General features: G+C 66.0%; 17 protein-coding genes. 10 read left to right on the forward strand and 7 right to left on the reverse strand.

Going from position 1 to position 14,561, the window contains the following annotated elements:
- Nucleotides 1–36 precede the first annotated feature (36 nt).
- Nucleotides 37–243 carry a tautomerase family protein gene (locus HU751_RS06250; protein WP_186735207.1) on the reverse strand — a complete coding sequence of 69 codons (207 nt, stop codon included), beginning with the start codon at nt 241–243 and terminating at the stop codon, nt 37–39.
- Nucleotides 244–259: 16 nt separating this feature from the next.
- Complete coding sequence (locus HU751_RS06255) at nt 260–994, reverse strand: SDR family NAD(P)-dependent oxidoreductase (RefSeq protein WP_186735205.1); 735 nt, start codon at nt 992–994, stop codon at nt 260–262.
- A gap of 124 nt (nt 995–1,118) precedes the next feature.
- Here HU751_RS06255 and HU751_RS06260 point away from each other — a divergent pair, with 124 nt between their 5' ends.
- The 4 genes from HU751_RS06260 (at nt 1,119) to HU751_RS06275 (ending at nt 4,149) form a co-directional block, all read left to right on the forward strand.
- The gene (locus HU751_RS06260) at nt 1,119–2,039 is read left to right on the forward strand and encodes a LysR family transcriptional regulator (RefSeq protein WP_186735203.1); all 921 of its coding nucleotides are present in this window, start codon (nt 1,119–1,121) and stop codon (nt 2,037–2,039) included.
- 66 nt (nt 2,040–2,105) lie between these two features.
- Nucleotides 2,106–2,375: a PA2433 domain-containing protein gene (locus HU751_RS06265; protein WP_186735201.1), complete on the forward strand. Its 270-nt coding sequence runs from the start codon at nt 2,106–2,108 to the stop codon at nt 2,373–2,375.
- Nucleotides 2,376–2,474: 99 nt separating this feature from the next.
- Nucleotides 2,475–3,173 carry an MOSC domain-containing protein gene (locus HU751_RS06270; protein ID WP_186735199.1) on the forward strand — a complete coding sequence of 233 codons (699 nt, stop codon included), beginning with the start codon at nt 2,475–2,477 and terminating at the stop codon, nt 3,171–3,173.
- 40 nt (nt 3,174–3,213) lie between these two features.
- Complete coding sequence (locus HU751_RS06275) at nt 3,214–4,149, forward strand: 5'-nucleotidase (RefSeq protein ID WP_186735197.1); 936 nt, start codon at nt 3,214–3,216, stop codon at nt 4,147–4,149.
- A gap of 39 nt (nt 4,150–4,188) precedes the next feature.
- On the opposite strand, the gene HU751_RS06280 is transcribed toward HU751_RS06275, so the two are convergent.
- Nucleotides 4,189–4,506: a DUF2388 domain-containing protein gene (locus HU751_RS06280; RefSeq protein WP_186735195.1), complete on the reverse strand. Its 318-nt coding sequence runs from the start codon at nt 4,504–4,506 to the stop codon at nt 4,189–4,191.
- 177 nt (nt 4,507–4,683) lie between these two features.
- Here HU751_RS06280 and HU751_RS06285 point away from each other — a divergent pair, with 177 nt between their 5' ends.
- The 3 genes from HU751_RS06285 (at nt 4,684) to HU751_RS06295 (ending at nt 7,059) form a co-directional block, all read left to right on the forward strand.
- The gene (locus HU751_RS06285) at nt 4,684–5,310 is read left to right on the forward strand and encodes a glutathione S-transferase family protein (RefSeq protein ID WP_186735193.1); all 627 of its coding nucleotides are present in this window, start codon (nt 4,684–4,686) and stop codon (nt 5,308–5,310) included.
- A gap of 141 nt (nt 5,311–5,451) precedes the next feature.
- Nucleotides 5,452–6,261, forward strand: a complete 810-nt coding sequence (locus HU751_RS06290; RefSeq protein WP_186735191.1) for a substrate-binding periplasmic protein — start codon at nt 5,452–5,454, stop codon at nt 6,259–6,261.
- Between the two features lie 117 nt (nt 6,262–6,378).
- The gene (locus HU751_RS06295; RefSeq protein ID WP_186735189.1) at nt 6,379–7,059 is read left to right on the forward strand and encodes an alpha/beta hydrolase; all 681 of its coding nucleotides are present in this window, start codon (nt 6,379–6,381) and stop codon (nt 7,057–7,059) included.
- Between the two features lies 1 nt (nt 7,060).
- Here HU751_RS06295 and HU751_RS06300 read toward each other — a convergent pair whose 3' ends face one another.
- Entirely contained in the window at nt 7,061–7,342 is a 282-nt protein-coding gene (locus HU751_RS06300; RefSeq protein WP_186735187.1) for a hypothetical protein, read from the reverse strand.
- Between the two features lie 357 nt (nt 7,343–7,699).
- Here HU751_RS06300 and HU751_RS06305 point away from each other — a divergent pair, with 357 nt between their 5' ends.
- Complete coding sequence (locus HU751_RS06305; RefSeq protein WP_186735185.1) at nt 7,700–9,787, forward strand: putative bifunctional diguanylate cyclase/phosphodiesterase; 2,088 nt, start codon at nt 7,700–7,702, stop codon at nt 9,785–9,787.
- Here the strand turns inward: HU751_RS06305 and HU751_RS06310 are convergent.
- Entirely contained in the window at nt 9,784–10,047 is a 264-nt protein-coding gene (locus HU751_RS06310; protein WP_186714368.1) for a DUF1652 domain-containing protein, read from the reverse strand. The two genes, HU751_RS06305 and HU751_RS06310, sit on opposite strands and share 4 nt — an antisense overlap.
- A 298-nt stretch (nt 10,048–10,345) precedes the next feature.
- Here HU751_RS06310 and HU751_RS06315 point away from each other — a divergent pair, with 298 nt between their 5' ends.
- Nucleotides 10,346–11,575, forward strand: coding sequence for a pyridoxal phosphate-dependent aminotransferase (locus tag HU751_RS06315; protein ID WP_186735183.1), 1,230 nt, complete (start codon nt 10,346–10,348; stop codon nt 11,573–11,575).
- Here HU751_RS06315 and HU751_RS06320 read toward each other — a convergent pair.
- Complete coding sequence (locus HU751_RS06320; protein WP_062574194.1) at nt 11,501–12,148, reverse strand: DUF1345 domain-containing protein; 648 nt, start codon at nt 12,146–12,148, stop codon at nt 11,501–11,503. The genes HU751_RS06315 and HU751_RS06320 overlap by 75 nt on opposite strands.
- Before the next feature lie 92 nt (nt 12,149–12,240).
- On the reverse strand, nt 12,241–13,422 hold the full coding sequence (locus HU751_RS06325) for an NnrS family protein (protein ID WP_186735181.1): 1,182 nt from the start codon (nt 13,420–13,422) through the stop codon (nt 12,241–12,243).
- A 215-nt stretch (nt 13,423–13,637) separates the two neighbouring features.
- Here HU751_RS06325 and HU751_RS06330 point away from each other — a divergent pair, with 215 nt between their 5' ends.
- Complete coding sequence (locus tag HU751_RS06330) at nt 13,638–14,552, forward strand: site-specific integrase (RefSeq protein WP_186735179.1); 915 nt, start codon at nt 13,638–13,640, stop codon at nt 14,550–14,552.
- Nucleotides 14,553–14,561 lie beyond the last annotated feature (9 nt).

The raw sequence follows: 14,561 nt of genomic DNA on the forward strand, positions 1-14,561 counted from the left end.
ATGCGAACCGGCCGGTTGTCCAGGACGGTGGTGGCTTTATCGCCGTTCGCGTGCTCTCAATGAGGTCACCGATTCGCCACCGACGCCCCAGTTGTCGGTGGGGACTTCCTCGATCACCACGAAGGTGCTCGCCGGCGGCTTGTTGAGTACCTGCTCAAGCAGGTGGGTCGTGCCCTCGATCAGCTGGCGCTTGTGTTCGGCCGTGACGCCTTCATCGGTCACGCGGATATGGACATAAGGCATGTGCGTCGCTCCAGTTTCAGTGCCAGGTGCCGGCGGTGCTGCCACCGTCGACGGGGAGGATGACGCCGCTGACGAAGCGGGCATCGGTCAGGTACAGCACGGCGTCCACCACATCCTCGGGCCTGCCGGTGCGCCCGCTCGGAGACAGCGCGCCGAGCCCTTCGGTGTGGCCGCTGTGCAGCGGCGTGTCGATGATGCCCGGGGCCACGGCGTTGACCTGCACGCCGCTCGCTGCCAGCTCCAGGGCCAGGCCCTTGACCGCTTGGTTCAGCCCGCCCTTGACCAGCACCGGCAGCAGCGCCGGGACGCGGGTGTCCGGTTGCAGGGCCACCGAGGCGGTGATGGCGACGATATGCCCGTGGCCCTGGGCCTTCATGATTTTCGCCGCGGCCTGGGCGGGGTAGAAGAAACCCTTGAGGTTGGTGCCGACCAACGCGTCGACGTCGGCCTCGGTGTAGTCGGTCATCGGTTTGGGAATGAAGATCCCGGCGTTGTTGACCAGGATATCGACCCGGCCGAAGGCTTCCAGGGCGGCGGCGAACAGCCGTTCGGCGGTGGTTTTCTCGGCGATGTCGCCGGCCACGCCGATGAATCCGGCCGGGTTGCCCAGGCGGGCGGCGGCCTCGTCGAGGCGCGCCTGGGTACGGGCGTTGCCGACCACATTGTCGCCACGCTCGAGGTAGGCCTGGGCCAGGGCGAAGCCCAGGCCGCTGGAGGCGCCGGTGATGATGACGGTTCTTGCCTTGCTCATGGGAGGATCTCCGGTGGTGCGAGCCGTTGCTCGGGTGTGGAGCCACTCTAAGTTGCAACGTCAGCTTGAAAAATGAGGCGTATGGCATTTCAATCGATACATCATGTAATTAATAGAGCCCACCATGACCCGCCATTTCGATGACCTGCAACTGGGCAGCCTGGAGTTGTTCTGCCTTGCCGCCGATGCCGGCAGCTTTACCGAGGCGGCCACCCTGGCCGGGGTCACGCCCGCAGCGGTGAGCCGCTCGGTGGCGCGCCTGGAGGAGCGCCTGGGCGTGCGCCTGTTCGTGCGCACCACCCGGCAGATGCGCCTGAGCGAGGCCGGCCAGGCCTATTACCAGCACTGTCGCCAGGCGCTGGGCCAACTGGTCGAGGCCGAGCGCCAGGTCACCGGTGGCCAGCTCGAGCCCGCGGGTCGCCTGCGTATCAGCGCGCCAACGCCCTACGCCCATCACCGCCTGTTGCCGCTGCTGCCGCGTTTTCGCCAGCGCTATCCAGGGGTGCAGGTGGATGTGCATGTCAGCAACCGCAACGTCGATTTCGCCGAGGAGCACTTCGACCTGGCGATCCGTGGCCGCGCGCCCGCCGATTCGCGGTTGGTGGCCCGGCGCCTGGAGGACGCCGAGCTGGTGGTGGTCGCCACCCCCGGCTATCTGGCCCGGGCTGGTACGCCACAGACCCTGGAGGACCTGGCCGGGCATGAGTGCATCCAGTTCGAGCTGCCCAGCAGCGGCAGGCGACCGCCCTGGAGCTTTCGCCGTGACGGGCTGTTGGTCGAGCTCGAGACCCAGGGTGCGTTCACTTGCCTGGGCGATTTCCTTGCCACCACCACGCTGGTGCGCCATGGCGGCGGCCTGATGCAGGCGTACCGCTTCACCGTGCAGGCTGCGCTGGACAGTGGCGAACTGGTCGAGGTGCTGGCCGGGCATGGCGGGACGTCGCGGCCGTTCATGCTGGTGTATCCGCAGGCCCGGCACATGCCGTTGAAGGTGCGGGTATTCATCGACTTCCTGGTCGGCGAGGTTGCACGACCGTTGGGCTGAAGGCCCGTCGGGCATGCACGGGCGGACTAAGCTCTGTTCTGCGTCGATTTCCCAGGAGAACACGCCATGAAATCCATGACACTGCTAGCGATCACCTGTGTACTGAGTTTCGCCGCCCACGCCGAGGATAGTGCGGCGACCAATTGCGATGCCAAGATCAATGATCTGGAGAGCATCAGCAAGACCGATGGCCAGGCGTTGCACGGCGGCATGGCCCATGACTATCACGAGCTGCTCAAGCAGGCCAAGGACGCCAGGGACAAAGGCGACATGGCCAAATGCCAAACCTCGGCCGACCGCGCCAAGACCATCTACAACAAGGCGCGGGGCAAGTAACGCTCGGTACAGCTTTGCAGGAGCGGGCTTGCCCGCTCCCTGAGGTATTACCCAGCGCTCTGGTGTAAGCTCTGGCGGATCTTTCCACGAGACCGCCGCATGACCTCGCCCAGCCCGCGCCTCGACAGCCTGCTCACCGGCTGTGCCCGGCCATTCACCCGCCCGGGTTCGCACAGCGCCATCGACAAGCAACCTCGCCAAGGCCCGCTGGCAGTGACCTTCCTTGGCATCGCCGGCGATGAACAGGGCGATCTGCGCGTACACGGTGGCGTCGAGAAGGCCATTCACCATTATCCCCGCGAGCATTATCCGGAATGGACCGCCGAGCTGGGCGAGCACCCTCTGCTGACTCAGCCCGGCGCCTTCGGCGAAAATTTCAGCAGCACCGGTTGGCGCGAGGCCGATGTCTGCCTGGGCGACCGGATCCGCGTCGGCACGGCGTTGCTGGAAATCTCCCAGGGGCGCATGCCGTGCTGGAAGCTCAACGACCGCTTCGACGTGGCGCAGATGGCGTTGCGGGTGCAGCAGAGCGGGCGTACTGGCTGGTACTACCGGGTGCTGGAGGAGGGCGTGGTCGAGGCGGGTGATGCCCTGCAACTGGTCGAGCGCCCGCACGGTGAATGGTCGGTGGCGCGGCTTTCGGCGGTGCTGTTCGACAAGCGGCTGGAGCCCGACCTGTTGCGTGAGTGCCTGGCGCTGCCGCTGGTACCGAACTGGCGCCGGACCCTGGAGAAGCGCCTGGAGCAACACCAGGTCGAGGACTGGACCTCGCGCCTGCAGGGCCGCAGCGAAGGCTGAGCGGCGTCGCGTACAACGTTATCAATACAAGGAAAGCCCCATGGCCTTCGAACTGGATGATCGGCTGGTCATCGGTGTCGCCTCCAGCGCGGTGTTCGACCTCAGCGAGTCGGACGCGGTGTTCCGTCGAGAGGGCGAGGCGCAGTACCGCAAATACCAGGAGCAGCACCTGGACGTGCCGTTGGGAAAAGGCATTGCCTATCCCTTCATCAAGCGCCTGCTGGCCCTCAACGATCTGCGTGGCGATCCCGAGGACCCGCTGGTGGAGGTGGTGCTGTTGTCGCAGAACGACCCGGACACCGGCATGCGGGTGATGAAGACCATCGGCCATTACGACCTGAACATGACCCGGGCGATCTTCACCCAGGGCCGCTCGCCGTACGAGTATATCCCGGCGTTGAACATCGCCCTGTTCCTCTCCGCTGACAAGCAGCACGTCGATGCGGCAATCAAGGCCGGCTATCCGGCAGGGCAGGTGCTGGATTCGAAGTTCGATGACGACGAGAGCGACGACAACCTGCGCATCGCCTTCGACTTCGACGGCGTGCTGGCCGGGGACGAGTCGGAGGCGGTGATGCAGTCAGGTGGGCTGGACAGCTTTCACGCCCACGAGGTGATCAACGTCACCCAGCCGCACAACCCCGGCCCGCTCAAAGAGTTTTTCGTGCGCATCGCCCGTATCCAGGCGGCCGAGGAGCAGCACAAGCTGGCCCATCCCGGCTACGAGAACCGTCTGCGGGTATCGATCGTCACGGCGCGCAACGCGCCCTCCCATGAACGAGCGCTCAACACCCTGAAAAGCTGGGGGGTGATGGCCAACGATGCATTCTTCCTCGGGGGCATCGAGAAACGGCGGGTGCTGCAGGTGCTCAAGCCGCACATCTTCTTCGACGACCAGTCGGGGCATCTGAAGAGCACCAGCACCGTGGCGCCGTCGGTGCACATCCCTTTCGGGGTGACCAACCGGGCGCGCTGAACAGGCAGGGGCCGCATGGCGGCCCCGGGTTTCTTGCGCTCAGTGATCCGCCAACCCGTCATCCTGCGACAGTAGCGCCCGGGCCAGTTCCTCGTCACTGGCCTGCAGCCCGGGATTGGCCTGGCGTACATGGGCCAGCGCCGACTCCAGGTAAGCCCCGCGAATGGCACCACCACTGGCGACGAAGGCCGACAGTTCGTCACGGGCCGGAATGATCCGTTTGTCGTCCTTGAAGGTCGAGTACAGCGATGCGGAGATCCCCGCCGAGGTGGCGACATCCCCGGCATCGACGCGGGCCAGGGCGAAACCTGCGGGGAGCAGGAGCAGCAGTGAGGGAACGAGCAGTAAATGGCGCATGGCGAGTCCTCCGGAAAGGTAATGCCCAAGGGAGTTACTGCATGATGTTAAGAGCGCAAAGGGTCGCCGGGAGTTCCACTGTGAAGGCAAGGCAAACGGCTGTAGCGTTCACAGCCGTTGCAGGATTAGGATCTGGTCATTCTGCTGACCTGCATTGATCAAGGGAACCTGATACCCATGGCCGAATACACGCTCCACTGCTTTGCCGAATCCGGCAACGCCTACAAGGTCGCACTGATGCTGGAACTCACCGGTCAGGACTGGGCGCCGGTGTTCGTCGATTTCTTCCACGGCCAGACCCGTGGCCAGGACTGGCGTGATGCGGTCAATGAACAGGGCGAGGTGCCCGTGCTGGAGCATGCCGGCGAGAAGCTAACCCAGTCGGCGTTGATCCTCGACTACCTGGCCGAGCGCACCGGCCGCTTTGGCCCGCGCAACGACCATGAGAAGCGCGAGATCTGGCGCTGGATGCTGTTCGACAACCACAAGTTCACCAGCTATTACGCGGCCTTGCGTTTCATCTACTGCCTGAAGAACATGGGCGAGTCGGATGTCACCCGCTTCTTGCGCGAGCGGGCCAGGGCGGCCTACCAGATCGTCGATGCGCACCTGGCAGACACGCCATTCATGGTGGGCGGGCGCCTGACCATCGCCGACCTGTCCCTGGCGGGATATGTGTACATGCCCGAAGACACGGGGTTGGCGCTGGACGAGTTCCGCCATATCGAAGCCTGGAAGGCACGGATACAGGCGGTTGCGGGCTGGAGACACCCCTACGACCTGATGCCGCGAGCTGCCGGCTGAGGCAGCCCGGCACGTTCAGGAACAGGCGTGACGACGTACCGCAGCACGGATCACGACAGTGCACGTGGCGATCGGTCATTTCTCGTGCACACTGTGTAAGGCCACGTTGTCAGTGGCGTAATCCATAGCGCGAGGAACGCAATGAGCGGACGTTGTCTGGGCCTGTCTGTGATGTTGTCGTTCGCCCTGGCGATGGTGCCCAAGATCACCGTCGCCGCTGACGCCTGTCAGCACCTCACCGCCACCGGCAATCCGGAGTATCCCCCTTACCTCTGGCGCGACCCGCAGGACCCCGAGCGCCTGATCGGCGCCAATGCCGACCTGCTCAAGCAGGTGGCCAAGGAACTCGGCCTGGTGGTGGACGTGGTGTATGTCGGACCTTGGTCCAGGGCCCAGGAAGAGGTGAGCAGCGGGCGCGTCGACATGCTCGCCGGGTATTTCCGTACCCAGGCGCGAGAGCTGCTGGTGGACTTCGTCAGCCCGCCGTTCCTGTTCAACTCCAGTGTGGTCTGGGTGCGCAAGGGGGAGGGGTTCGCCTACAGCGACTGGTCCGACCTCAAGGGGCGACGTGGCGGAACGCTGGTCAACAACAGCCACGGCCAGGCCTTCGACGACTACGCCCGGGCGCAGCTCAACCTCGAGGCCGTGCCCAGCGTCACCCAGGCTTTTCAGAAGCTGCTGCTCAAGCGCAGCGATTATGTGATCTTCGAACACTATCCCGGGCTGGCCCTTGCTCGCACGCTGGGTAAGGAGCAGGCGCTGGAGGTGCTTGAACCACCAATCTCCAGCGAAGGGTTGTACCTGGCGTTGTCACACAAGTCCGGCTGCAACAAGCCGGCGCTGCGCGAGCAGCTGGCGCGCAAGATGAAGGCGCTGGTTGCAGGCCCGCTGCCCGAGCAACTGGTGGTCGAGAACCTGCAACGCTGGCAACGCCAGCAGGCGGGCCAATAGGCTTTTGCGTCATTTGCGCAGGTGCCGTCCAATGCCTTTGATCTAAGGCGCGGTAATCGGTGGCCTATGCTGTTGCGGCGAATCACATCCCTGTTTCCCTAGCGAAGGTGTTCATCCATGAGCAAGCCTACAGTCGTATTGGTACATGGTTTCTGGGGCGGTGCCGCCCATTGGGGCAAGGTGATCGTCGAGCTGGCGCGCAAGGGCATAAAGGATGTCCGCGCCGTGGAGCTGCCGCTGACCTCCCTGGCGGACGACGCCGAGCGCACGCGCAAGATGGTGGCGCAGGTTGGCGGGCCGGTGCTGCTGGTCGGGCATTCCTATGGCGGGGCGGTGATCACCCAGGCGGGCAATCAGGCCAATGTAACGGGGTTGGTCTACATCGCGGCCTTCGCACCCGATGCGGGCGAGAGCCCAGGCGCACTGACCCAGCAGCATCCGCCCGTGGCAGCGCCGAACCTGGCGCCGGACAGCGACGGCTACCTGTGGATCAAGGCCGACAAGTTCCACGAGAGCTTCTGCCAGGACCTGTCGGCGGATGAGGCGCTGGTCATGGCGGTGACGCAGAAGGCGCCGCTGGCGAGCACCTTTGGCGATACCATCGTTGATCCTGCGTGGAAGCACAAACCGTCGTGGTATCAGGTCTCCAGCCAGGATCACATGATCGCGCCGGCCAACCAGCAGATGATGTCGGCGCGGTTGAAGGCGCGCAAGGTCATCACCCTGGATGCCAGCCACGCGTCGCTGGCCTCGCGGGCCAAGGAGGTCGCCGCGTTGATCGAGGAGGCGCTGGGCTAGCTCAGCCTTTGCACTTGGCCACGACGACCTGGCAGGTATGCGGCGTGCCGCCCGACCTGCCGGCGTAGCGCACGCAGCTGGCCAGTGACTTCTTGCTGGCCATGGCGAGGGTGGGGCCGAAGGCCAGGCCGCCCTCGCCACTGCTGGGCAGGGCCTTGGCGTAGCAGTTGGAGCCTTGGGCCGCGTAGCGGGTGGTGGCGTGTTTGTTCGAACAGCCAGTAGTCAGCGACAGTGCGAGGACGAGCAGGGAGAGTAACGCTGCCCGATGGGGTGCTGTGGCCATTGCGAGCTCCTGGGGCAGCGTGATTGCAGGGTGTCAGCCTGTTGAGAATAGCTGGAGTCGCTTGGCTTGGGTTTTGTCGTGACGCTATCGCGGGGCAAGCCCGCTCCCACGTTGATACAAGGCTGACTGAGCTGGGTGATGGCGTGGGAGCGGGCTTGCCCCGCGATGAGGCCCGAGACGACAAGTGGCAATATGCCTTCAATTGCTGGGCGATGCGCTCTAGCCCAGTCCCTGCGGCGTCTCTCGCTGTTCATTGGATCCATTCAGCCTCGCGAAAACCCCGTGCGTTTCGCCAAAGCTTGAGTACAATTATCGGCTTTTCCCGGGCCGTCCCTCGGCCTGTTCCTGGAAGTGCGAATGCTGATCGGTAGTTACTCCTCCTCGCTGGTGTTGATCTCGCTGTGCGTGGCCATCCTTGCCTCCTATACGGCCCTGGACCTTACCGGGCGCATCGCCACGGCCAAGGGGCGGGCGGTGTACCTGTGGATGGGCGGCGGGGCGTTCGCCATGGGCATCGGCATCTGGTCGATGCACTTCATCGGCATGCTGGCATTCAGCCTGCCGATCGAGCTGGGCTATGACACCGCCCTGACGGCCTTTTCGCTGCTGATCGCGGTGGCCTCCTCGGGCTTCGCCCTGTGGCTGGTGAGCCAGCCGAAGCTGCCGTGGCTGCAGCTGGCGTTCGGTGCCGTGATCATGGGCACCGGCATCGCCTGCATGCACTACATGGGCATGGCCGCGCTGCGCATGCAGCCGGGCATCGACTACGACCCGACGCTGTTCGGCGCGTCGCTGGCCATCGCCGTAGGCGCGTCGGCGGCGGCGCTGTGGATTGCCTTCCGCCTGCGCCAGCACACGCCCTATGTGCGTCAGTTCCGTGGCCTCGCGGCAGTGGTGATGGGCATCGCCATCGTCGGCATGCACTACACCGGCATGGCCGCGGCCAACTTCCCGGCGGGCAGCTTCTGTGGCGCGCTGGCCACGGGCCTTGCCGGCGACGGCCTGGACTACCTGGTGCTGATCACCACCCTGGCGGTGCTAGCGGTGGCCCTGCTCACCTCGGTGCTGGACGCGCGTCTGGAAGCGCGCACGGCGGAGCTGGCGCGTTCGCTGACCCTGGCCAACCAGGAACTGACCCAGCTGGCCTTGCACGACACCCTGACCGGGCTGCCCAACCGCACGCTGCTGGCCGACCGGATCGACCAGGCCATGGGCCGGGTGGCGGAGCAGGGCGGCTGCTTCGCCCTGATGTTCATCGACCTGGACGGCTTCAAGCCGGTCAACGACGCCTTCGGCCACCATGTCGGCGACCTGTTGCTCAAGGCCGTGGCGGCCCGCCTGCGCGGCCATCTGCACAGCCAGGACACCCTGGCGCGGATCGGCGGCGACGAGTTCGTGCTGCTGGTGGAGCTGGACGAGCCGGACGACGCCATGAACGTCGCGGTCAAGCAGGTCAACCTGATGGCCAGGCCGTTCCGCGTGGCCGAGCACGACCTGCAACTGTCGGCAAGCCTGGGTATCGTGCTGTACCCGGGCAACGGCCTCGACCAGCACGAGCTGCTGCGCAACGCCGACGCGGCCATGTATCACGCCAAGAGCGCCGGCAAGAACGGCTACAGCTTCTTCGACGCCTCGATGAACAGCAACGCGCGCCAGCAATTGCAGTTGCTGCAGGATTTGCGCACGGCCCTGGAGCACAACCAGTTCCGCCTGTACTACCAGCCCAAGTTCGACGCCGTGCAGCGCCAGCCCATCGGCGCCGAGGCCCTGCTGCGCTGGGAGCACCCGCTACATGGCCTGATGCTGCCGGACCGCTTCATCGGCCTGGCCGAGAAGACCGGCCTGATCATTCCGATCGGCGAGTGGGTACTGGGCGAAGCCTGCCGGCAGATGCGCCAGTGGCTCGATCAGGGCAACGACGACTGGCGGATCGCGGTCAACCTGTCGGCCATCCAGTTCTGCCATGCCGGGCTGGTCGACAGTGTGGCCCAGGCGCTGAACGAGAACGGCCTGCCGGCCAACCGCCTGACCCTGGAAATCACCGAGACCACCGCCATGCGCGATGCCGACGCCAGCCTGCATGTGCTGCAGCGCCTGTCGGACATGGGCGTGGATTTGTCCATCGACGATTTCGGCACCGGCTATTCCAGCCTGATGTACCTCAAGCGCCTGCCGGCCAACGAGCTGAAGATCGACCGCGGCTTTGTGCGCGATCTGGAACAGGACAGCGACGATGCGGCGATCGTCTCGGCCATCGTCGCCCTGGGCCAGGCGCTGGGCTTGCGGATTGTCGCCGAAGGGGTGGAAACCGACCGCCAGCAGGATTTCCTGACCCGCCTGGGTTGCGACTCGCTGCAGGGCTACCTGCTTGGCCAGCCGGTGCCGCCCGAGCAGTTCATGAAGGGCTTGCAGGCATTGAAGGCACGCCAGGAACAGGCAATCTAGACGGCGCTGCGCATGGGCCCGGCGAGCAGGTCGAAGGTTTCCATCTCGGCCTCCACCGCCTCGATGATCCGCTCGACATCGGCGGCGGGCATGATGGTGGCGCAGGGAATGCCGGCGATCGCCAGCAGGGTTTCGCCAGTGGCCCGGTCGAACAGCCGGGCGACCATGCTGCGCGGGGCATCCATGCTGGCCTCGAAGCCCAGCGGATGGAAATGCCAGCGCATCACCTGGCAGGCGTTGGGGAACGTCATCTTGTTCATGCCAGCCTCCTTGTTCGTGTCCTGAACGCGGTGATTCCGTAGCAGTAGCACTGTGGCCGTCCTGGCCTGTCGGGACTGTAACCATAGCACCTGCCATGGCAGCAATCGCCGGAAAATATGGCAGATGTACTAATGCATGACGGCGGTCACAGTCCTGTCACGATGAACGGTGGGTGTATATCGGCCGGGGCAAACGTTTTCCCCGTGGGCGGGCGGCTGGCAGCGATGGTTGCTCTGCTATGTTTATCGGCAGCGCTTTTCGGACCAACGGTGCCGGCCGGCAGACAGGGAGACAGTCATGCGTTATTCCACGCTCACCCAACGTATTGCCGGCCATGCAGTCGCCGCCTGGGACATTCACTACCAGGCCCTGGAGCAACGCCGCCAGGGGCGCGAAATCTTCCTGCTGTCGGTGGGCGACCCCGACTTCGATACCCCGGGCCCGGTGGTCGAGGCCGCCGTGGCCAGCCTGCGGCGCGGCGACACCCATTACAGCGACGTGCGCGGCAGTCTCGCCTTGCGTGAGGCTGTGGTGCGCCACAGCGGGCAGCCCATCGATCCCGCGCAGGTGGTGGTGACCGCAGGGGCGCAGTGTGGTCTGTTCGCGACCTTTCAGTGCCTGTTCGAGGCCGGCGATGAGGTGATCGTCGCCGAGCCCATGTACGTGACCTATCACGGCGTGTTCGGTGCCTGCGGTGTGCGGGCCGTGCAGGTCGCGGTGCGGCCGGAGCAGGGATTCCGCATGGATCCGGGTGCGGTGGCCAGGGCGATCACCCCGCGCACCCGGGGCCTGCTGCTCAACAGTCCGCACAATCCGACGGGCGCGGTGATCGCCCAGGCCGACCTGGAGCGCCTGGCGCAGTTATGTCGGGAGCATGACCTGTGGCTGGTCTGCGACGATGTCTACCAGTCGCTGCTGTACGAAGGTGAGGCGCCCAGTCCGTTGAGCCTGCCGGGCATGGCCGAGCGCTGCGTGTCCATCGGCAGTCTGTCCAAGTCCCATGCCATGAGCGGCTGGCGGGTCGGCTGGGTGATCGGCCCGCCGCTGTTTGCCAGGCACCTCGGTACCCTGGTCATGAGCATGCTGTTCGGCCTGCCGGAGTTCGTCATGCACGCGGCTTGCGTGGCCCTGGACCAGGCGTGGGATGACGTGCGGCGGATGCGCGAGGTCTACCGGCAGCGGCGTGACCGGGTTTGCGCGGTGCTGGAGGGTTGCCCGGGCATTCATGCCCATCGGCCGGCCGGGGGCATGTTCGTGATGCTCGATATCCGTGGCACCGGGCTCGGCGCCCAGGTGTTCGCCCAGCGCCTGCTGGACGAGGAGGGCGTGGCCCTGCTGCCGGGGGATGGTTTCGGACCGAGTGCGGCGGGGCACCTGCGCCTGGGGCTGGTGCTGGAGGCCGATGTGCTGGAGCAGGTGTGCCGGCGGATCGCCGCCTGCGCGCAGCGGGTGCTAGCCGAGCAGTCCGGCGGCGATGTTGATGGTAAAGCCGAGGATCGCCGTGTTGAACACGAAACCTACCAGTGAGTGAGCCAGCACCACCCGGCGCATGGCCCGGCCGGCGACGCCGATGTCCGAGGTCTGCACGGCGACATTGATGGTGAACGAGAAGTAGTGAAAGTCCCAGTAGTCCGGGTTGCGTTCGCCGTCGGCAAAGCGCAGGGGCGGCTCATGGCGGTCGCCGGTGTAGAACAGCCGGGCATAATGCAGGCTGAAAATGCAGCCGATCAGCAGCCATGAACCGGCCACGGTCAGCCCGGTGTACAGGTAGTGCAGGGCCAGGGCGCCGCCCTCCAGGCCACGGCTGGACACCAGTTGCAGGGTGACGGCGGCCAGGCTGGCGATGGCCGAGACGCAGACGGTGATCAGCACCAGGCCGGCGTTTTCATCCTCGATACGGGCGACCTTGCGCACCCGCTCGGCATTGGCCCGCAGGCTCAGCCACAGGACCATGGCCAAGTACAGCCAGACGCCGAGGTTCCAGCCGGCGAGGATATGCTGCACAGTGTCGCCAGCGGGGATCAGCCAGCCGCCGAGCAGGCCGGCCAGGGTGGCGATGCTGAGGCGGGGATGGGTGCGGGTGAGGTGGTGGAAGGCCATGCGGTCCCTTGGCGGATGGGCGTGGGTTGAACTGTAGACTATCGCGGGGCAGGCCCGCTCCCACGCAATGCGCGACAGCCGAGGCGGGGCGTTCAGCCCGGCATGCCATCCACCCGTGCCCGCAGCAGGATCGGCAGGTAGTGCCAAAGGAACAGCAGCAGCGCGGCGCTGCCGAACAGCACCGACAACCCCAGCCCCAGCGGCGTGAACGGCACCACCACGACCCGGGCCAGCGCCGCGAGCTGGATCAGCGCGAACGCCCAGCCAATGCTGCGCGGCACCGTCAGGGGCCGCCCGGTATGCCCCAGGCTGACCCGGGCCATCATCGCCACGATCAGCCCGGTCATGGCGCCGACCGTCAGGGCGTGGGCGGCCAGGCTCGGATTGATCGCCAACCCGGCATGCCACAGCGCCAGGCCCAGGCAGGCCGGGATCAGCCAGGCGTAGGCCAGATGCAGTGACCACAGCAGCGGCACCCGCCACAGGCCACGGTCATGCCACAGCGCCAGGCGCGCGCCGTGCAGCACCGCCAGGGCGGCGAACAGCGCGGCCATCAGTGGCTGCGGCGCATCGTTGAAGCCCAGTACATAGGTGAGCGGCAGCGTCACGCTGCCCAGCAGGCAGGCACGATCCAGCCAGGGCCGGGCCGGCGCCGGGCTCATGTTGCCCAGGCCGCGACGGGTGAAGAACGGGATCACCCGCCCGCCGATCACGCTCATCATCGCCGCCACCAGCCACAGCCCGGCCAGTACGCCGCGCCGTTGCCACACCTCGTTGCCCTGTAGCCCGCCGGCCAGGGTCAGCCACTGGCAAGCGGCGATCAGCAGCACCAGGACCACGATGGGGTAGTTGTTGCGCAGCCGCCGCTGGATGATCGGCCGGGCCAGGGCCAGCGCCACCAGGGGCAGGAAGGTACCCTCGATCAGGACCAGCAGCCAGGTCGGCAAGGGCAGGAACCAACTGACCCTGCCCAGCAGCCAGAGCAGGAACAGCCCCTGCAGTGGTCGGCCGCTCAGGCCCGGGATGCCGCTCCAGTTCTGTACGGCGGTGAGCAGAAAACCGGCGACGATGGCCACCGCGAAGCCGAACAGCATTTCATGGCGGTGCCAGGCGAGCATGCCGCCCGCCGGGTCGAGCTGGAACGCGCCGGCCAGCACGCCGGCCCACAGCAGCAGGGCGAGCAGGGCGAACAGGCTACCGCCGAGGAAGAACGGACGGAAACCCAGGGCCCAGAGGGCCTGGCGTGGGCGAGCGGTGATCGGCTGGACGAGCATGGCGGGGACCTTGGTTCGATCGGAGCGGTTGAATGGGGTACCATCACGAACCATGCCAGCGTTCAAAGGCCTTGAATATCAAGGTGATGGCACTGCATGAAGTCATTATGACTCTTTTTGTTTATAGTCCTTTTGACCTTGATCAGGGTTTAAATGACTCGTTTTGCGCCGTCTTGCGCCCGCCGCGCATTCGGCTTTGCTACAGGATCCCCGCTGTGACCGACCTCCTGCGCAATCCGCTGCTGCAGTACCTTGCCCGCCTGGCCCCGTCCAGCCAGCTGACCATGCGCTACATCCTGCAGGATGCCGCCGACCGCCTGGGTTTCGCCGATGGCGATATCGCCGAGGTGCCCTGGCACCGACTCGAACCCGGCCATGTGATCGCCCTGGTCGCGGCGCTGCGCGCCGATGGTTACGCGCCCAATACCTCCTCGCTGTACGTCAATGCCGTGCGCGGGGTGATGAACGAGGCCTGGCGCCAGGGGCTGATCGACCACGAGCAGTTGCTGATGATCCGCGAGGTCAAGCCGGCCGGCGGCAGCCGCCTGCCTCCGGGGCGCAACCTGCGGCGCAACCTGATCCGTGAACTGATGGATGTATGCGCCGCCGACCCGCGCCCCCAGGGCGTGCGCGACGCGGCGATCCTGGCGCTGCTCTACGGCACCGGCATGCGCAAGTCGGAATCGGTGGACGTCGACCTGGACCAGGTGGACTTCCAGGAGCGCAGCGTGCAGGTGCTGGCCAAGGGCAACCGCCAGTTGCTCAAGTACGCCCCGGCCTGGGCCTTCGACAAGCTACAGGCCTGGCTCGACCTGCGTCGCGAGCACCTGCCCGCCGGCGAGCGCGACGACAGCTTCCTGTTCAACCGCATCCGCCGCGGCAGCCATATCACCCGTGCGCGCATCACCAAGCACGCGATCTACTACATCGCCCGCCAGCGCGGAGCGCAGGTGGGGGCCAAGATCATGCCCCATGATTTTCGCCGGGCGTTCATCACCCGGGTGATCGAGGAGCACGACCTGTCGATCGCGCAGAAGCTCGCGCACCATGCCAACATCCAGACCACGGCGAGCTATGACCGGCGCGATGACAACGAGCGGCGGCGGGCGGTGGAGCACTTCGACTACTGAGAGGGATCG

This window comes from Pseudomonas peradeniyensis, assembly GCF_014268935.2.
GTDB classification, from domain to species: Bacteria; Pseudomonadota; Gammaproteobacteria; order Pseudomonadales; family Pseudomonadaceae; genus Aquipseudomonas; species Aquipseudomonas peradeniyensis.